At 51.6% G+C, this 16326-nt stretch carries 17 protein-coding genes; 1 reads left to right on the top strand and 16 read right to left on the bottom strand.

Features of this window, described 5'->3' with window-relative positions:
• Positions 1-2 precede the first annotated feature (2 nt).
• The 6 genes from ACTNCH_RS05865 to mtaB all read right to left on the bottom strand — a co-directional run bounded on the left by ACTNCH_RS05865 (position 3) and on the right by mtaB (position 4555).
• The gene (locus tag ACTNCH_RS05865; RefSeq protein WP_441016589.1) at positions 3-1667 is read right to left on the bottom strand and encodes a ribonuclease J; all 1665 of its coding nucleotides are present in this window, start codon (positions 1665-1667) and stop codon (positions 3-5) included.
• Positions 1664-2149: a Fur family transcriptional regulator gene (locus ACTNCH_RS05860; protein WP_441016586.1), complete on the bottom strand. Its 486-nt coding sequence runs from the start codon at positions 2147-2149 to the stop codon at positions 1664-1666. Before ACTNCH_RS05860 ends, ACTNCH_RS05865 begins: the two co-directional genes overlap by 4 nt.
• 27 nt (positions 2150-2176) lie before the next feature.
• On the bottom strand, positions 2177-2437 hold the full coding sequence (locus ACTNCH_RS05855) for a DUF1292 domain-containing protein (RefSeq protein ID WP_178040214.1): 261 nt from the start codon (positions 2435-2437) through the stop codon (positions 2177-2179).
• A gap of 5 nt (positions 2438-2442) precedes the next feature.
• Complete coding sequence (ruvX, locus tag ACTNCH_RS05850) at positions 2443-2895, bottom strand: Holliday junction resolvase RuvX (protein ID WP_441016582.1); 453 nt, start codon at positions 2893-2895, stop codon at positions 2443-2445.
• A 25-nt stretch (positions 2896-2920) separates the two neighbouring features.
• On the bottom strand, positions 2921-3178 hold the full coding sequence (locus ACTNCH_RS05845) for an IreB family regulatory phosphoprotein (RefSeq protein WP_441016579.1): 258 nt from the start codon (positions 3176-3178) through the stop codon (positions 2921-2923).
• A gap of 63 nt (positions 3179-3241) precedes the next feature.
• Entirely contained in the window at positions 3242-4555 is a 1314-nt protein-coding gene (mtaB, locus tag ACTNCH_RS05840) for a tRNA (N(6)-L-threonylcarbamoyladenosine(37)-C(2))-methylthiotransferase MtaB (protein ID WP_441016576.1), read from the bottom strand.
• Between the two features lie 99 nt (positions 4556-4654).
• Here mtaB and ACTNCH_RS05835 point away from each other — a divergent pair, with 99 nt between their 5' ends.
• Positions 4655-4891 carry an HPr family phosphocarrier protein gene (locus ACTNCH_RS05835; RefSeq protein ID WP_441016573.1) on the top strand — a complete coding sequence of 79 codons (237 nt, stop codon included), beginning with the start codon at positions 4655-4657 and terminating at the stop codon, positions 4889-4891.
• Positions 4892-4999: 108 nt separating this feature from the next.
• On the opposite strand, the gene ACTNCH_RS05830 is transcribed toward ACTNCH_RS05835, so the two are convergent.
• From ACTNCH_RS05830 to ACTNCH_RS05785, 10 genes are all read right to left on the bottom strand, one after another.
• A complete protein-coding gene (locus ACTNCH_RS05830; protein ID WP_441016570.1) occupies positions 5000-5410 on the bottom strand; it encodes an HI0074 family nucleotidyltransferase substrate-binding subunit in 411 nt (136 codons plus the stop codon).
• On the bottom strand, positions 5394-5663 hold the full coding sequence (locus tag ACTNCH_RS05825; protein ID WP_441016567.1) for a nucleotidyltransferase family protein: 270 nt from the start codon (positions 5661-5663) through the stop codon (positions 5394-5396). The genes ACTNCH_RS05830 and ACTNCH_RS05825 overlap by 17 nt, the downstream gene beginning before the upstream one ends.
• Before the next feature lie 37 nt (positions 5664-5700).
• Positions 5701-6885 carry a tRNA uracil 4-sulfurtransferase ThiI gene (thiI, locus tag ACTNCH_RS05820; protein ID WP_158362321.1) on the bottom strand — a complete coding sequence of 395 codons (1185 nt, stop codon included), beginning with the start codon at positions 6883-6885 and terminating at the stop codon, positions 5701-5703.
• A gap of 14 nt (positions 6886-6899) precedes the next feature.
• Positions 6900-8054, bottom strand: a complete 1155-nt coding sequence (locus ACTNCH_RS05815) for a cysteine desulfurase family protein (RefSeq protein ID WP_441016563.1) — start codon at positions 8052-8054, stop codon at positions 6900-6902.
• A 4-nt stretch (positions 8055-8058) separates the two neighbouring features.
• Positions 8059-8796 (bottom strand): 16S rRNA (uracil(1498)-N(3))-methyltransferase, encoded by a 738-nt coding sequence (locus ACTNCH_RS05810; protein ID WP_441016560.1) that lies wholly within the window; start codon positions 8794-8796, stop codon positions 8059-8061.
• Between the two features lies 1 nt (position 8797).
• Positions 8798-9757, bottom strand: coding sequence for a 50S ribosomal protein L11 methyltransferase (gene prmA, locus ACTNCH_RS05805; protein ID WP_441016557.1), 960 nt, complete (start codon positions 9755-9757; stop codon positions 8798-8800).
• A gap of 88 nt (positions 9758-9845) precedes the next feature.
• Positions 9846-10775 carry an AEC family transporter gene (locus ACTNCH_RS05800; RefSeq protein WP_441016554.1) on the bottom strand — a complete coding sequence of 310 codons (930 nt, stop codon included), beginning with the start codon at positions 10773-10775 and terminating at the stop codon, positions 9846-9848.
• A 38-nt stretch (positions 10776-10813) separates the two neighbouring features.
• Entirely contained in the window at positions 10814-11776 is a 963-nt protein-coding gene (locus ACTNCH_RS05795) for an NAD(P)H-hydrate dehydratase (RefSeq protein ID WP_441016551.1), read from the bottom strand.
• A gap of 172 nt (positions 11777-11948) precedes the next feature.
• Positions 11949-15146, bottom strand: a complete 3198-nt coding sequence (gene carB / locus ACTNCH_RS05790) for a carbamoyl-phosphate synthase large subunit (RefSeq protein ID WP_441016548.1) — start codon at positions 15144-15146, stop codon at positions 11949-11951.
• The gene (locus ACTNCH_RS05785) at positions 15139-16218 is read right to left on the bottom strand and encodes a carbamoyl phosphate synthase small subunit (protein WP_441016545.1); all 1080 of its coding nucleotides are present in this window, start codon (positions 16216-16218) and stop codon (positions 15139-15141) included. The genes carB and ACTNCH_RS05785 overlap by 8 nt, the downstream gene beginning before the upstream one ends.
• Positions 16219-16326 lie beyond the last annotated feature (108 nt).

Genomic DNA, 16326 nt, shown 5'->3' with positions numbered 1-16326 from the left:
CTCTATACTTCCATAATAATCGGCAGAATCATCGGACTCCGCTTGGTCTTCTTCCAGATAAAATCATTCAGGGCGTCCTTGATGACATTCTTCAGCTTGCCCCAGTCTGAAATTCCCTTGTCAAGACAATCATTTACCGCGTCACTGACTACGCTTCTTGCTTCCTCCATCAGATCCTCGGACTCCCGCACATAGACAAAGCCACGGGATACGATATCCGGACCTGCCAGAAGCTGATTGCTGTATTTCTCCAGCGTCATGACCACGATCATAATGCCGTCCTCTGCCAGATGCTGCCGATCCCGCAGAACGATATTTCCTACATCGCCGACGCCGAGACCGTCTACCAGAATTGCTCCGGTATGCACATGATCCACAACCTTCGCGCTGTCTTCACTCAGCTCCAGTACATCGCCGGAGGTCATGATAAAGATATTTTCCTTGGGAATACCCAGGCTCTGTGCCAGATCCGCCTGTGCCTTCAGATGGCGGTATTCTCCATGCACCGGAATCGCGTATTTGGGACGTACCAGGGAGTAGATCAGCTTAATCTCCTCCTGGCAGGCGTGGCCGGATACATGAGCGTCCTGGAAAATAACGTTGGCGCCCTTCATGGACAGTTCATTGATTACCTTGGAAACTGCCTTTTCATTGCCCGGAATTGCCTTGGAGCTGAATACGACGGTATCGCCCGGCTTAATCTGAATCTTCTTATGGATATTGGCTGCAATCCGGGACAGGGCCGCCATGGACTCACCCTGGCTTCCTGTCGTAATCAAAACCACCTGCTCATCCGGATAATTCTTCATCTGTTCAATATCAATCAGCGTTTTATCCGGAATATTCAGATATCCCAGCTCAGACGCTGTGGAAATGACATTGACCATGCTCCGGCCCTCAATGACAACCTTGCGGCCGTACTTATAGGCGGAGTTAATAATCTGCTGTACACGGTCCACGTTAGACGCGAAGGTCGCGATGATAATGCGGGAATCTCTGTGATCCGACATAATATCGTCAAAGACCTTACCCACCGTACGCTCTGACATGGTAAAGCCCTGCCGCTCCGCGTTGGTGCTGTCGCACATAAGAGCCAGTACGCCCTTCTTTCCAATCTCGCCAAAGCGCTGCAGATCGATGGCATCGCCGAATACTGGTGTATAATCCACCTTAAAGTCTCCCGTGTGCACTACGATTCCCGCCGGGGAATAAATAGCCAGGGCAGACGCGTCTACAATACTGTGGTTCGTCTTGATAAACTCAATCCGGAACGCGCCCAGATTGATGGACTGACCATGCTGGATTACCTTTCTCTTCACATGGTTCAGCATATTGTGCTCCTTCAGCTTATGCTCAATCAGGCCGATGGTCAGCTTGGTGGCATAGATGGGCACATTGATATCCTTCAGCACATAAGGCAGGGCGCCGATGTGATCCTCATGTCCATGGGTAATCACAAAGCCCTTTACCTTCTGGATATTCTCCTTCAGATAGCTCACGTCCGGAATAACCAGGTCGATACCCAGCATATCGTCCTCCGGAAATGACAGTCCGCAGTCCACAACAATAATACTGTCTTCGAATTCAAAGGCAGTAATGTTCATTCCGATCTGCTCTAGTCCGCCGAGGGGAATGATCCGCAATTTTGAATTGTTAATATTTCTCAAACTCTTTCCTCCTGTAATCTTGCCTGTTGTTCGTGTTCCTTTTGCAAACAGTCCTTACAGTATCCGTAGAGTTTTACCTCATGATCAATTACCCGGAATCCCAGCGCTTCCCAAACCCCCGACTCAAGCGCTTCCAGCATATCATCCTGAAAGGCGAAGACTCCTCCGCATTTCATACAAATCAGATGATGGTATCTGTGATGTTCCTTCTCCCCGATGCTTCCAATCTCATAACGGATAAAGCCGTCATCCAGATTAATTCGATCAATCAGTTCCAGCTCTAACAATAACTGAACTGTTCTATAAACAGTAGCCAATCCGATATCCGGATTTTCCACTTTTACTCGCTCGTAAATCTCTTCTGCTGTCAGATGCTGTTCCGGATTCTCCGCCAGTACCTCCAGCACCACCAGACGCTGTCTGGTCATCTTAAATCCTTTTTCCTTTAATAAATCCTTGAATCTCTCTCTGTCAATTGCCATAGAAATCACCTTTCCCAATCTATTTCTCTATAAGGTGAGATCCACGTCCTCCAAAAGCTGCTCAAAAATGCCCATGACACTTTCCAGCTCCTGATCATCTTCTACGATCTCGTAAAGAGCCTCGCTGTCTCCGTCGGAAGACAAATCCTTTAAGATCAGCGCCTCTCCGTCGTCCTCCTGTGAATCCGTCACCAGGATATAATCCACGCCGTTCAGACGCGTCTCCTCCAGCACGTAAAAATCCACAGTTTCTCCTGTCTCTTTATGCGTGAACGAAATCTTCTCCATCTAACTTACTCCTCATCCTCTGCCTGCGCAGTGCCAGACATCTTAAGGCTGTCCAGGTATCCCTGCAAAATCAGCGCAGCCGCCATAGAATCTACAAATTCCCCACGGTTCTCCCGGCGCACACCGCCTTCCATCATGGCCCGGTTCGCCGCCACAGTCGTGAGACGTTCGTCCCACATCACAACAGGCAGACCCGTCCTTTTTTCCAGCATTTCCTTAAATGCAAGAGACTTCTCGGCCCGCTCACCCATGGTATTATTCATGTTTTTCGGAAGTCCCAGTACAAAGCTTTCCGCCTGGTACTCCTTCGCCAGCTCTTCGATTCTGGCAAGCGTCTGCCGCAGCTTGCTCTCGGATTTTCTCCGGACGATTTCCACCGGCTGGGCTGTAATTCCCAGGGGATCACTCACTGCGACGCCTACGGTCTTGGAACCAAAATCCAGTCCCAGAATTCTCATATCCAACTCCTCTTTATGCCCGCGCCTACAGCCTGGCTTTGATATAAACCTTCAAAAGCTCCTCTACCAGCTCGTCGCGCTCCACCTTCATAATCAGACTGCGCGCGTTGTTATGACTGGTAATATAGGTCGGATCTCCAGACATAATATAGCCCACGATCTGATTGACCGGATTGTAGCCCTTTTCCGTCATAGCCTGATACACCTGCTGAAGAATATCTCCCACCCGGTTCTCAGATTCCGGCAGTACCTTAAAATTCTGTGTGCTTTCTAATTTACTCATATTTTTCACGCTCCTGACACCACTACCAATTATTGTACTCTATCTTTTGTCAAAATACAAGTCCTAGATCTGATTTAAGGGCGTTGCGGCGCACAAACGTTCTTCTATCTGTTCTCCGATGACCGCCGGGATAATCTGATTGGTCAGATCCTCTTCCGAAATCACTGCGGCCCGGATATATTCCTTCGTATGGCCCACCTGGTACGCTACGCCATTTACCATGATTCTTTCCTCGATGAGAATCTCTGCCCGCTGACCGCGCAGTTCCTCCATGTACTGCCGGGAATGCGCTGCATCCAGCGCAAGAAGCACATGGCTGCGCTCGGTTTTTACCTGCTCGGGAATCTGATGATCCATCACTGCCGCCCGGGTTCCCTTTCTTCTGGAATATTTGAAAATATGGGTTTCAAACAGGTGAATCCGCTTCAGGAATTCTACAGTCTCCGCGAATTCCTCCTCCGTTTCCCCCGGAAAGCCCACGATCACGTCCGTGGTCAGAGCCGGATGGGCAAACTTTTCCCGTAAAAGCTCACAGCTTTCTGCATACTCCTGTGCTGTGTAACGTCGGTTCATCCGCTTCAATGTGGCATCACAGCCGCTCTGGAGGGACAGATGGAAATGCGGACAGAACTTATCCAGCTTCGACAGCGCGTCCGCAAATTCCTCTGTAATGATCCGCGGTTCCAGAGAGCCCAGCCGAATCCGGTCAATTCCCTCTATCTCAGCCACCTTCTCAATCAATGTCAGAAGGGTCTCACCCTCCAGATCTATCCCGTAGGAGCTCAGATGAATTCCGGTCAGAACCACCTCCCGGTAGCCTGCTGCCGCCAGCTCCCGGATTTCCGCACAGACATCGCTGCTCTCCCGGCTGCGGACGCGGCCTCTGGCGTAGGGGATCACGCAATAGCTGCAGAACTGATTGCAGCCGTCCTGTACCTTCACATAAGCCCGGGTATGCTCCGCCGTCTTTGTCACCGTCATATTCTCATATTCCTTCGTATGGTTGATGTCGATGATGGTTTCCTCATCCACGCCTTCCTCATAGGACTGCAGGATCTCCAACAGATCTTTTTTCCTGTTATTTCCAATCAACAAATCTACTGCCGCGTCTTCCCGAAGCTCAGCCTCCGCCGTCTGTACATAGCAGCCCACCGCTACCACCAATGCTTCCGGGTTCTGCTTTTTTGCCCGGTGCAGCATCTGCCGGGATTTTCGATCCGCGATATTGGTTACGGAGCAGGTATTTACGATATAGATGTCGGCCTTTTCCTCAAAAGGCACAATCTCATAGCCCGCCTGCTCCAGGAGCTGCTGCATACCTTCTGTCTCATAAGCGTTTACCTTACATCCCAGGTTGTGGAGCGCTACTTTTTTCATTTCTAAACCTCTTTCCAAAATTATGTGATTTCCCATTGACTTTTATTACCCCCGGTATTAAGATCGGAACTATAGAAGTTATTATCAGGAGGGTATGTCATGAAAACAGTCAAAATTTGTCTGAATTCTATCGAGAAAGTGAAATCCTTTGTAAATGATATTACAAAGTTTGATGTAGATTTCGATCTGGTATCCGGACGCTACGTCATCGACGCCAAGTCCATTATGGGTATCTTCAGCCTGGATCTCTCCAAGCCCATCGATTTAAGCATCCATGCAGATGATGAACTGGATTCCATTCTGAATGTTCTGAAGCCGTACATCGTGGAGGAATAATTCACAAAAATTTCCACTACATAAAACCAGCCCGGCGATGCCGGGCTGATTCTTTTTTCATGAAAAGCCCTCCGGGGGATCGCACTCAGCTTCTTTCCGTATACCGGGTTACCGGGATTTTTCCAGCAGTTTTTTCACAATAGCTTCAAACTCGTAAAGCAAATCAATATAGGTTTCCACTATCGTACTACAATGTTCCTTCACGATTTCGCAGTCATAATCATGCGTCAGCTCATTTCTCACCTTCAGCATTTCCATCCAGGCATCATCAGAAATCAGATTCGCCTTGAAAGCCTCCCGAAGCACCTCTCGCGGCGATCCTGCCACAAAACCGGTAATCGCATAGTATTGCACCAGGATATCCTTCATGACCTTCCATGCCAAATCAAAGGTAATACTGAATTTGGCGCTGGTACCGCTTAAAACAAAAGAATCGGAAAGATCCCTCTGTTTTGCCTCCGCCAGCGCATCCAGTGAATTACAAAATGATGTGAACCGTCTTTTAAATTTCTCGTCCATATTGCCTGATATCCTCCAATAACAACTGATTTTTACAGGTATCCAGATTCAACAAATCAACACTGTAAAGGGTCGGCAACTCCTCTATTTTTTCTGCCAACAGTTCAAAATTCTTCACTCCTGACACTGCGATATCAATGTCGCTTCTCTCCCGCGCCGTATGTTTGGCCCTGGAACCGTATAGAATTACTTTATGGGCCTGAAAACTCCTACACAGCTTTGCGGTCTCCTGTATCACCTCTTCTGCGGTCATCCGCGACACCTTCTTTCTATGAATCCTGCTTATTTTATTACCCTACCACAATCAGTTCTGCCGTCTCGATGGCCTTGTCTACCATCTCGTCGATCTGCTCCATCAGCTTCTGCTCGGAGCGCTTGATCACATTGATGTTCGGCTTGGTTACCGGGTGCTTGGCAACAAATATCGTACAGCAGTCCTCAAAGGGCTGAATCGACGTCTCATAAGTATCAATCTGCTTGGAAATCGTCACGATATCTTCCTTATCGTACGCAATCAGCGGACGGAATACCGGCATGGTGCAGACCTCGTTGGTGGCTGCCAGGCTGTGTACGGTCTGGCTGGCTACCTGGCCGATACTCTCGCCGGTAATCAGGCCGAGAGACCCTGTCTTCTCCGCGATCCGCTCTGCGATCCGCATCATATAACGGCGCATGATAATCGTCAGCTCGTCGTGGGGACATTTCTCATAGATATATAACTGAATCTCCGTAAAGTTTACCACATACAGGTAAATGGGACCGGTATAACGGGCCACCTTCGCCGCCAGATCTACCACCTTCTGCTTCGCGCGCTCGCTGGTGTAGGGCGGCGCATGGAAGTATACCGCGTCAATCTTGACGCCGCGCTTGGCTACCATGTAGCCTGCCACCGGACTGTCAATACCGCCGGATAAAAGCAGCATGGATTTTCCGTTGGTGCCGATGGGCATACCGCCCGGCCCCGGAATAATATCAGAATACAGATAAATGTGCTCCCGCACTTCCACATGAATCATCAGCTCCGGCTCATGCACATCTACGCGCATACCCGGAAACGCGTCCAGAATCCGGCCTCCCAGCTCCGCGTTCATCTCCATGGAAGCCTTCGGGTAAGTCTTGCGGGCACGGCGGGCCTGTACCTTGAAGGTTTTCTCACAATTCTCACCGTAGCGGGCCTTTAAGTAAGCCACCACATCATCGCCCAGCTTTTCAAAGCCTTCGTCCTCCAGAATCACCACCGGACAGATCCCTACGATACCGAATACCCGGCGCATGGCCGCCACCGCGTCGTCATAGTCATATTCTCCCTCGGTGTGGACATAGATACGTCCCTGATCCTTGGTTACTTTAAACGTGCCCTCCACATGCTTCAGGGCATGGCGGATCTGCGCTACCAGCGCGTCCTCAAAGAGATACCGGTTCTTTCCCTTGATCCCGATTTCTCCGTATTTTATCAAAAATGCATGAAAAAACATATGGTTCTCCTTTTCTATCTTCTGGTAAACCGGCGCAGCATGGGCAAAAGCTCCCTAAGCGTCTCCAGCGTAATATCCAGTTCCTCTTTTGTCGTAAATTCACTGAAGCTGAACCGGATCGTGGAATCCAAAAGCTCCTTCTTCACATGAATTGCCTTCAGTGTCTCGCTGACCGCCGGGTGATTGGAAGCGCAGGCAGATCCGGAGGACACGTAAATGCCCTTATCCTCCAGAGAATGAAGCAATACCTCGCTTCGTACTCCCGCAAAGCTGACGCTGACGATGTGGGGCGCGCCCTCTCTGCCCTTCGGTCCGTTTACAGTGGTTCCTTCTATCTTTTCGATCTCTTCGACAAAGTATTCACGAAGCCCGTACAAACGGTCAATCTTCTCATTGAAATCTGTATAAATCTCTTTTACGGCCTCGCCCAGCCCTGCGATACCCGGCACATTTTCCGTACCGGAACGTAAGTCTCTCTGCTGGCCGCCTCCGAAAAGAATCGGATGAATCTTCACGTGCTCGTCTACATACAGAATTCCCATGCCCTTGGGCCCATGAATCTTATGACCGCTGACACTCAGCATGTCAATACCCAGCTTTTTCGGCAGAATCCGGAGCTTTCCGTAACCCTGCACCGCGTCCACATGGAACAAAATGGGTTTCTCCCGGTTTTTCAGAAGCCTTCCTATCTCCTCGATGGGCTGTACCGCGCCAATCTCATTGTTCACGTACATGACAGACACCAGAATAGTCTCGTCCGTCAGCGCCTCTTCCAGATCCGCGATCTGCACCCGTCCCTGTCCGTCTACCGGCAGGTAGGTTACCTGAAAGCCCTGCTTTTCCAGTTCCTTCATGGTATTCAAAATAGCCGGGTGCTCAATCCGGGTGGTAATCAGGTGCTTTCCTGCCCGCTGATTGGCATGGGCCGCGCCCATGAGCGCCAGGTTATCACTCTCTGTTCCGCCGGAGGTAAAATAGATCTCCTTGGGCTCCACCTTCAGATTCTTCGCAATGATTTCTTTCGCCTCACGGACGTATTTCTCCGCGTCCACACCCTTCTGATGTAAGGAGGACGGGTTGCCGTAGTCCTCGGTCATGACCTGATACATCAGCCTGGCTGCTTCCGGAAAGCAGCGGGTGGTGGCTGAATTATCTAAATAAATTTCCATTTTTTTACTCCTCCAGAAGATATCCCAGCATAGCCATCACTGCCAACCCTGCCGTCTCGGTCCGCAGAATCCGTCTGCCCAGTGTAATAGCCCGGGCGCCTGCTGCCACTGCTTCCTCTACTTCGCTTTCTTCAAAGCCACCCTCCGGGCCGATGAAAATACCTACGGACTGGCCGGGTCTGATTTCACCCATAACCCGCCTGGTTTCGGCCATATGCTCAGCCCGCTCATAAGGAATCAGAAGCACGTCCAGCTTCTTTGCATCCTCCAGGGCCTTTTCAAAGGACATGACGCCGCTGACCTCGGGTATCACGCCCCGGCCGGACTGCTTGGCCGCGCTCTCCGAGATAGTATTCCAGCGCTTCAGCCGTGTCTGCTCCTTTTTCGCGTCCAGCTTCACCACAGCACGCTTCGTGGATACCGGAACAATCCGGTCCACTCCCAGCTCCACGCATTTTTGGACGATGAGATCCATCTTATCGCTTTTCGGAAGCCCCTGAAACAGGGTAACGGCTGAGGCAAGCTCCGCATTGCCGTCAAGCTTCCAGAGAATCTGGGCGCGCACCTCATTTTCACCAAGATCGGTAAGCTTACAGCGGTACTCCGCGCCTTGGCCATCGGCGATCAACACTTCCTCGTCTGCCCGCATACGCAGAACATTCCGGATATGATTCACATCTGCTCCGGTGATTACGATTTCCTTTTCCCCGATCTGACCGGGTTCTGCAAAAAAACGATGCATCCTACCGCTCCTTACGGGCCGTTACGCTGACCCACTCGCCCTGATGGGTAACCTCCAATACGGTCAGACCGCATTTCTTCACGGTCTCCACCACCAGGTCTTCCTTGTCGTCTATAATACCGGAGGTAATGTAGACGCCGCCCGGCTTCAACTGGGACAGAATCACCGGCGTCAGCGGCACCAGTACCTCTGCCAGAATGTTCGCCACTACGATATCATAGCATTCATAGCCAACCCGATCCTGAATTTCTTTTTCTGTGATGATATTGCCAATCATCATTTCAAAGGAAGCCGGATCGATTCCGTTGACTTCCATATTTTCCCTTACAGCCTCTACCGCGCAGGGATCCAGATCGGTTCCTACCGCGTGCTTCGCTCCCAGCTTCAGACTGATGATGGACAGGATACCACTGCCGGTTCCCACGTCCAGAAGCTCCGTCTCCGGCGTCAGAAACTTGCGAAGCTGGCGGATACACAGCTGTGTCGTCTCATGCATACCGGTTCCGAAGGCGGTTCCCGGATCGATCTGAATCAGAAGCTTCTCCCTGTCCTCCGGCTTCACCTCTTCCCAGGAGGGCTTGATCAGGATATCGTCCACGTAAAACTGATGGAAGAACTCCTTCCAGTTGTTGATCCAGTCCTTATCCTCGGTCTCGGAGGCCTGAATCGTAGCTTCTCCGATCTCCACGCCCCAGCCCGCAATTTCTTTTAATCCCTCACGCACCCGCTCCAGCATTTCCTCCTGATCCGCATCCGGCTCCAGATAAAAGCTGATATAGGCCACGCCGTCGTCCGCCGGTCCCTCCGGCAGAATATCCACGAACATCTGCTCCTTTTCTCTCTGGGACAGGGGAACTTTGTCCTCGATCTCAATTCCCTCGATTCCCACATCCTGCATCATACTGCTGATGAGATCCTCTGCCTCCGTCCGGGTCTTCAATGTGTATTTATTCCATTTCATATAAAAGCACCTCTCGTATCTTTGTATCGCAACAAAACGGGCACTTATCCGTCAGGTGCCCGCACTCTTTGTTAGAATACCATAAAAATCACGCAAACACAATACCTACCAGCATTCCGTAAACCGGGATCGTCACCATGGATACCAGCGTGGTAAAGACCACCAGACCGCTGGCAAAGCCATAGTCGCAGTCATGCTGGGAGGCCAGAAGCGCCGTAGTATTGGCCACCGGCATGGAAACCAGGACGGTGATGACTTCGGCCACCAGCGGCTCCAGATGAAGCAGATAACAGACACCCAGTACGATCAATGGCTGAACCCCCAGACGCAGCACTGTGATCACACCCAGATCTTTACAGAAAATCCGTCTCATATCCGTCTCACCCATGATAAAGCCAATAGTCAGCATGGTCATGGGCGTCAGGCACTGGTTGAAGCCATAGATGGTATCATACAGAAAATCCGGCAGCTTCACCTGGGGAAAAAACATCCACAGGATGCCCACAACCGTCGCCAGCACACAGGGGTGGGTCGCCGTCCGTTTCAGTGTTTTCGCAAAGCTGCCCGCGCCATCCTGAAAGCAGTCTAACCCTACGCTCCACATGAAAATCCGGACCGGAAGCAGAAAAACGGAGGCATAGACCAGCCCCGGCGCGCCGTACAGTCCCTCAATCACCGGATTGCCCAGATAGCCGCAGTTGGCAAACTGGAAGGCGTAACGCATAATGCCCCTGCGGCTGTCATCCATTCCCTTCCACAGAAATTTACTTAAGATATACCAGGTCAGCTGAATCAGGGCTGACATAAGGATTACCACTGCCATAGAACCAAGAGTTGAGGTATCGGATTTGGAAAAGGCGTAGAGAATGTTGCAGGGAAGAATCAGGTTGACCAGAAGATTGGTCAGGCTTTTCCGCCCCTCCGCCGTCACAATTCCTTTTTTTCTGATAAAGACGCCCACCAGGAGCATTGCAAACATCATACCCTGCATGGTCAGCAGGCTTTTCATATCTACCATTGTGTTTTCCCCTTTTTCTGTCTGATTTTATGATTGCTTTAAAAATGATGTGGCTGATCCTTCTGCACTTCCAGAATCGCCGCCGGAATCCGCGCGGCCAGATCCGAGGGCAGCATACCGTATTCTCCCAGCTCCCTCCGGGCCAGATCCCCGGCCAGGCCGTGAAGATAGACGGCCAGAGCGGTGATCCCTCCCGCTTCTGATATTCCTGCTTTGGAAAATCGCGCTTTCTCCGTATCTGCTTCGGCACTCCGCTTAGACGCCACAAGCTGTCCCAGCAGCCCCAGTATCATACCGCCCAGCACATCGCCGCTTCCGCCCTTGGCCATCCCATTATTTCCGGTAGGATTCACATAGCAGCTTCCGTCCGGCAGCGCAGTCACAGTCCCCGGCCCCTTCAGCACCAGAATACAGCCGTATTCCTTTGCAAAATCCAGCGCCGCCGCTTCCCGTCCGGGCGTCAAATCTCCGCCCAGGTAACGGAATTCTCCTTCATGGGGCGTCAGAATCGTAAGCAGTCCCCTCTCCGCCCGCTTTTGCAGGATCTCCTTTCGGTCTTTGATGGCGTACAGCCCGTCCGCGTCCAGGACCAGCGGCGTCTCTGTTTCTTCCATTATTTTACCTATCAATTTAGAAAGCTCCGGAGAACGTCCCAGTCCGGGCCCCAGAAGGCTCGCGTCGCAGCTGTTTAACCGCTCCAGAATCGGGAAAAACGCATCCTTGGATATCCGTTCCCGGCCTGCAGGCAGCGGCGAGGGCATTACCTCCAGACAATGAGACGCTACGATTCCGTAGATGGGCTCCGGCACTCCCAGGAAGACCAGACCGCTGCCACTGCGGGCAGCGCCATAGGACGCCAGCACCGGAGCGCCTGTAAAGCCCACACTTCCGCCTGTAATGCTGACCCGTCCAAAATCACCCTTATGACCGTCCGGGTTCCGTGCCGGAAGAAGCTTTGCCGCCAGTTCCTTTGTAAAATTCCGGAAAATCTGCTTTTCCATACGCCCACCGCCTTTTTCTGAAAAAATCTGTATCCATTGTAGCACAAAAAAGCCAGGCTGTGAACGCTTCTTCCCGACCGGCTTTGTATGAAATCTAAAACACAGGAAGCTTTCAGCAAAAAGGACTCTCCTCCCGGAAAGCCCTTTCTGCTGTTCTTCTATTCTGTTTCCCTTAAATCGTCGCAATATCAATGAGGCTTAAGGTCTTCACGTCCGTATTCTCCAGACTGGTTACCAGAGCCTTGGCGGTATCGATGGCAGTCAGCACATTGACGCCTGTTTCAATGGCGTTCCGGCGGATAACAAAGCCGTCATGGCTGTGATCCACACCCTGGGAGGGCGTGTCGATAATCAGGTCAATCTTATGGCCCAGAATCAGATCCAGAATATTGGGGGACTCCTGCTCCAGCTTTCTGGTCAGACGCACGGAAACATCTGCCTCCATGAGCGCTCTTGCGGTGCCCTTGGTGGCGTAGATACAGTAGCCCAGCGCCTCAAAACGCTTCGCAATCTCCACTGCTTCTTCCTTATCCTCGTCCCGGACGGTCATAATCATATTTTTATGCTTGGGCAGACGGATGCCTGCGCCCAGGAAGGCCTTGTAGAGAGCCTCGTTGAAGGTTTTGGCAATACCCAGACACTCGCCGGTAGATTTCATCTCCGGTCCCAGGCTGATGTCCGCGCCATGGATCTTCTCAAAGGAGAATACCGGCATTTTCACCGCGTAATAATCCGCCTCCGGCTGAAGGCCCGGCTGATAGCCCAGATCCTTAATCTTATAACCCAGAATCACCTTGGTAGCCAGCGGCACAATCGGAATACCGGTTACCTTGCTGATATAGGGAACAGTACGGCTGGAACGGGGATTTACCTCGATCACGTACACCTCGTCACCTACCGCGATAAACTGAATATTGATCAGACCGATGACATGTAAGGAGCGGGCCAGACGCTTCGTGTATTCCTCGATAGTGGCCTTCACCTTATCGCTGATACTCTTGGCCGGATAGACCGAGATACTGTCTCCGGAATGGATACCCGCGCGCTCGATATGCTCCATGATACCCGGAATCAGGATATCCTCACCGTCGCAGACCGCGTCTACCTCGATCTCCTTGCCCTGCAGGTACTTATCTACCAGAATGGGATGCTCCTGGGCGATCCGGTTGATGATACCGATAAATTCCTCCACGTCCTTATCGTTGATGGCAATCTGCATACCCTGGCCGCCCAGCACGTAGGAGGGACGCACCAGAACCGGATAGCCCAGCTCGTTTGCTGCCTTCTTTGCCTCCTCGGCGGTAAATACCGTATGTCCCTTGGGTCTCGGAATCTGACACTGCTCCAGAATCTCGTCAAAGAGCTCCCGGTCCTCTGCCGCGTCCACGTTCTCCGCAGAAGTTCCCAGGATGGGCACGCCCATCTTCATCAGCGCCTCGGTCAGCTTAATGGCCGTCTGTCCGCCGAACTGCACCACAGCTCCGTCCGGCTTCTCCAGACGCACGATACTCTCCACGTCCTCCGGAGTCAGGGGCTCGAAATACAGCTTATCCGCAATATCAAAGTCGGTACTTACCGTTTCCGGGTTATTGTTGATGATAATGGTCTCATAGCCCTCTTTCGCAAAAGCCCAGGTGCAATGTACGGAGCAGAAGTCGAACTCGATACCCTGTCCGATTCGAATGGGGCCGCTTCCCAGAACCAGTACCTTTTTCCGATCCCTGGTCTCCACCACCTCATTTTCACTGCCGAATACCGAATAATAGTACGGGGTGCTTGCCTCAAACTCTGCCGCGCAGGTATCTACCATTTTGTACGCAGCGGTAATGCCGTTGGCATAACGGAGCTCTTTAATCTCCTCCTCCGTCTTGCCGGTCAGTCGGGCGATGACATTGTCCGGGAACTCGATCCGTTTCGCTTCTTTTAAGAGCTCCGGCGTCAGCGGCTCGCTCTTTAGGGCCTGCTCCATTTCCACCAGGATCGCAAGCTTATCGATGAACCAGAGATCAATCTGGGTAATCGCGTGAATCTCCTCATAGGAAATGCCCTTGCGGATAGCCTCCGCAATCAGCCAGATACGGCGGTCGTCCACCACATGAAGCCGATCCAGAATTTCCTCTCTGGAAAGATTTGTAAAATCATAGGACATCAGGCTATCCACGTGCTGCTCCAGGGAACGGATAGCTTTCATCAGAGCGCCCTCGAAGTTGTTGCAGATGGCCATAACCTCGCCGGTCGCCTTCATCTGGGTTGTCAGCGTCCGCTTGGCGCTGATAAATTTATCAAAGGGCAGACGGGGCATTTTCACAACGCAGTAGTCCAGCATAGGCTCAAAGCTGGCCTTGGTTTGTCCGGTAATGGCATTGGGAATCTCGTCCAGGGTATAACCCAGGGCAATCTTAGCCGCTACCTTGGCAATGGGGTAGCCCGTAGCCTTGGAAGCCAGAGCGGAGGAACGGCTGACACGGGGATTTACCTCGATCACGCAGTACTCGAAGCTCTCCGGATGCAGGGCGTACTGGACGTTGCAGCCGCCGGTGATGTTCAGCTCGCTGATGATATTCAGGGCGGAGGTACGCAGCATCTGGTACTCCTTGTCGCCCAGGGTCTGGGAAGGAGCTACGACGATACTGTCTCCGGTGTGTACGCCTACCGGGTCGATATTTTCCATATTACATACGGTAATGCAGTTGCCGGCGCCGTCCCGCATAACCTCATACTCGATCTCCTTCCAGCCTGCGATGCACCGCTCTACCAGAACCTCACCTACACGGGAGAGTCTGAGACCGTTGGCCAGAATTTCCTCCAGCTCCACCTGGTTGTGGGCGATTCCGCCGCCACTTCCGCCCAGGGTATAAGCCGGACGAAGAACGACCGGATATCCGATTTTATTGGCAAATACAATACCTGCTTCTACGTCCTTTACCACCTCGGAGGCCGCTACCGGCTCGCCGATTTTTTCCATGGTGCTCTTGAATTCCAGACGATCCTCTGCCTTCTTAATGGTTTCAGAGGTGGTTCCGATGAGGCGTACATTGTGCTCCTTTAAGAAGCCCCGCTCCTCCAGCTCCATAGCCAGATTCAGTCCTGCCTGGCCGCCCAGGGTCGGCAGTACGCTGTCGGGCTGCTCCTTTAAAATCAGCTGCTCTACTACCTCTACCGTCAAGGGCTCAATGTATACCCGATCCGCGATATCCTTATCGGTCATAATCGTAGCCGGGTTGGAATTTAAGAGGACAACCTCGATGCCCTCCTCCTTCAGGGAACGGCAGGCCTGGGTTCCCGCATAGTCAAACTCGGCTGCCTGGCCAATAATAATGGGGCCGGAGCCAATTACAAGTACTTTTTTTATCGACGGATTCTTAGGCATTTTTCTTCACCTCCATCATGCGAATAAACCGGTCAAACAGATAGCCGGAATCCTGAGGTCCCGGGCATGCCTCCGGATGGAACTGTACGGTAAAGATGTTCTTTCCGGTATACTTCAGTCCCTCGTTGGTTTTGTCATTGACATTTTCAAAGGCTGCCGTAGCTACGGCCGGGTTCAAGCTGTTCACATCTACGGCATAGCCGTGGTTCTGGGAGGAAATATAGACTCTTCCGGTCTCCAGATCCTTTACCGGGTGATTGCCGCCTCTGTGGCCGTATTTCAGCTTGTAGGTGTCTGCGCCTGTGGCCAGGGCCATCAGCTGATGTCCCAGACAGATGGCAAAAATCGGAATGTCGCTCTCATAGAGTTTCCGCACCTCGTCAATGATGGGACCACAGTCCTTGGGGTCTCCGGGGCCGTTGGACAGCATGATACCGTCCGGATTAGACGCGATAATCTCCTCTGCCTTTGTGCCTGCCGGATAAATCGTAACCTCGCAGCCTCTCTCATAGAGAGAACGGGCAATGTTGCGCTTTGCGCCGAAGTCGAGAAGCGCTACCTTATAACCGTCCCGCTTCATCACGGATTTTTCTCTGCAGGTTACCTTTTCTACCACCTTACCGGTACGGTATGCCTTTAAACGGGGCAGCACCTCGTCCAGATTGTCATATTCTTTTGTGGTAATCATACCGTTCATGGTGCCGCTTTCACGCAAAATCTTGGTCAGGGCACGGGTATCAATACCTGCGATTCCGGGAATATCATATTTTTTCAGGAAATTCTGAATTGTATCTGTACTTCTGAAATTGCTGGGAAGACGAGAAAGCTCCCGAACAATATATCCATCCGGCCAGGGACGTCCGGACTCCATATCCTCATAACATATACCATAATTACCAATCAGCGGATAAGTCATTACCACTGCCTGTCCCGCGTAGGAGGGATCCGTCAGCACTTCCAGATACCCGGTCATTGACGTATTGAACACGATCTCGCTTATCACTTCGCGTTCCGAGCCAATGCTGGTACCTGTAAACACATGTCCGTCTTCCAATATCAGAAAAGCTTTCATCAGTCCACCTGTTCCTTTCAAAAATGTCTCTGTTTTTATACTTTTTCAAAAAAAAAAGACATCCCATGCTACTTCGCATTTCCAGTCTTTTTTTTCAAATTGGAGATA

Origin of the sequence: Candidatus Merdisoma sp. HCP28S3_D10 (genome assembly GCF_052065835.1) — a bacterium.
Classification (GTDB): domain Bacteria; phylum Bacillota; class Clostridia; order Lachnospirales; family Lachnospiraceae; genus Laedolimicola.
Note: the sequence above shows the minus strand (reverse complement) of the source record. Positions and strands in the feature narration are given on the sequence as shown.